The organism is Ectopseudomonas oleovorans (assembly GCF_029845265.1).
Lineage (GTDB): Bacteria > Pseudomonadota > Gammaproteobacteria > Pseudomonadales > Pseudomonadaceae > Aquipseudomonas > Aquipseudomonas oleovorans.
Window position 1 is genome coordinate 1 of record NZ_JAOCLK010000096.1, and the last position, 2,361, is coordinate 2,361.

At 55.5% G+C, this 2,361-nt stretch carries 1 protein-coding gene; it reads left to right on the top strand.

The features are described 5' to 3' along the window. The first annotated feature begins 581 nt into the window (after nt 1-581). Nucleotides 582-2,255, top strand: a complete 1,674-nt coding sequence (gene ltrA, locus N5J71_RS22195) for a group II intron reverse transcriptase/maturase (RefSeq protein ID WP_279917663.1) — start codon at nt 582-584, stop codon at nt 2,253-2,255. Nucleotides 2,256-2,361 lie beyond the last annotated feature (106 nt).

The following is a 2,361-nucleotide window of genomic DNA, read 5'->3' on the forward strand; positions in this document are numbered from 1 at the left end:
TCGAGGTGCGACACGAAGTCGCTTAATGAAGTTGTTCCCCTTGGTGGGAACCACCCGTGTCACCGGGTGAATCTAGAAGGCTGAATCAAGAGCGCCTTCGACAATGGAACGAGGCATCGCAAGGTGCGGGGTACCAATCGTGAGAGGCGTACCCTTCTGGCAGCCATGGCCGGACAAGGGCTAGATAGTTGGTATGGTGAACACACGTGAATCTGCGCAACGATCGTTAAGTTGAACGAGCGGAAATGGCTTATACGCTCGAACCAAAAGGTAACGGAGGTGGGAATCGCGTCTTTCGACTACGCATTCGTGACCCACATGCCTCCCGGTCGATAGCAGGCACCTAACCCGACGCACTTCAATAAGCGGAACGTGGAAATCCCGTATCGCTCCCGCCAGGGAAAGCCGTTTGTAAAAACTGCCCATGGCGGTGCGGGCGAAGGAACGAGGAAAAAGCGAACGCCATCCTGTAATGGGCTGGATAGGAGTTGAAACATCACTTCACGCGAAAGCGGGCAGACGTCCTCATGGTCTCTCTTCACACGAGAGTAGGTAGAACCCTTTCAACGGAAGGAGAGCAAATGAACGCAGCAGCATTGGCGTGTGCACCTTCCGGCACGTCGTGGGAAGCCATCGATTGGATTGCCGTACAACGTCGTGTCAGAGGGCTGCAAGCGCGTATTGTGAAGGCTGTACAAGACGGCAGACATAACAAGGTGAAAGCCCTGCAATGGCTGCTGACTCACTCGTTCAGCGGTAAGGCATTGGCCGTGAAACGGGTGTCTGAAAACAAAGGCAAAAATACCCCAGGTGTGGACAAGGTTACTTGGAATACGCCTAGGGCCAAGATCGGTGCGATAGAGTCGTTGAAGCGGCGAGGCTACTCGCCGCTTCCGCTTCGGCGAGTTCTTATCCCGAAGAAAAACGGCAAGACGAGACCTCTCGGAATACCCGCCATGAAATGCAGGGCCATGCAGGCACTCCATCTGCTGGCTTTGGAGCCCATTGCGGAAACCACCGCCGACCCAAACTCGTATGGGTTCAGGCCGGAACGCTCGACCGCGGATGCGGCAGCACAGTGCTTTGGTGTGCTGTCACGAAAAGCAAATGCGGAGTGGATTCTAGAGGGTGACATTCAAGGCTGTTTCGACAATATCAGCCATGATTGGTTGATCGCCAACATCCCCATGGATAAGGCGATCTTGCAGAAGTGGCTCAACGCCGGATACATCCACAACGGCCAGCTGTTCCCTAGTAACGCAGGAACGCCGCAGGGAGGCATCATCTCTCCGGTACTGTCCAACATGACGTTGGACGGGCTAGAAGCGATGCTGGCGAAGAGGTTTCCTACCGCCAAATGGACAGGCAAGAAACTGCAAGCAGTGCGGTATGCGGACGACTTCATCATCACCGGGTACTCGAAGGAGTGGCTGGAAAATGAAGTTCGTCCTGCCGTGGTCGAGTTCTTGGCAGAGCGTGGTCTCACGCTTTCCAAGGATAAGACCAAAATCACGCACATAGGGAACGGGTTCGACTTTCTCGGCTGGAACGTGCGCAAGTACAACGGCAAGCTCTTGATCAAGCCTTCCAAGGCGAATATCAGCGCTCACCTTGCCAAGCTACGAGAGTTGATCAAGGCCAACAAAACGATACGGCAGACCAATCTGATAGGTTTGCTCAACCCGGTTCTACGGGGCTGGGCGAACTATCACAGTCATGTCGTCGCCAAGAAGGTCTTCAACCAGGTGGACAGTGCAGTGTGGGAAATGCTCTGGCGATGGGCGGTACGTCGCCACCCTCGCAAGACACGCCGATGGGTGAAGGATCGGTATTTCAAAGTACAAGGGGGGCGTCGATGGGTGTTCTCATGTGCTGAAAAATCCGCCGATGGTCGGAAGCGTCAGTACACGTTATTGGACGCCTCGGACACGCCAATTGTGCGACATATCAAGATCAAGGCCGCTGCCAACCCACACGACCCCGCTTGGGATGAATACTTCGAGTCCCGCTGGGGCAAGAGGATGCTCACTTCCGCGAAAGGTCGAGCCAAGCTGTACCGGATTTGGGTGCAACAGGGCGGTCGGTGCTGCGTCTGCTTCAAGCCGGTGACCAAAGACACACCGTGGCATAGTCGCCATATTGTGAAGCTAGGTCATGGCGGAACGGACGCGGCGGCTAATCTTGAGATATACCACCTGCGCTGCCCGAGGAATGTGCAATTTGCCTATGCCGATGACGTACAACCGGGTGCCTAGAGGTGCCTTAGCGGAGGCTTGAGCCGTGTGCTGGGAAACTCGCATGCACGGTTCTTAGGGGGTTGGACGCGGGCAACCGCGTCTGACTACCCGACAACCAGATCCG

Excerpts from the sequence above, each read along its gene's own strand:
- ltrA (WP_279917663.1), top strand. The coding sequence starts at position 582 with ATGAACGCAGCAGCATTGGCGTGTGCACCTTCCGGCACGTCGTGGGAA.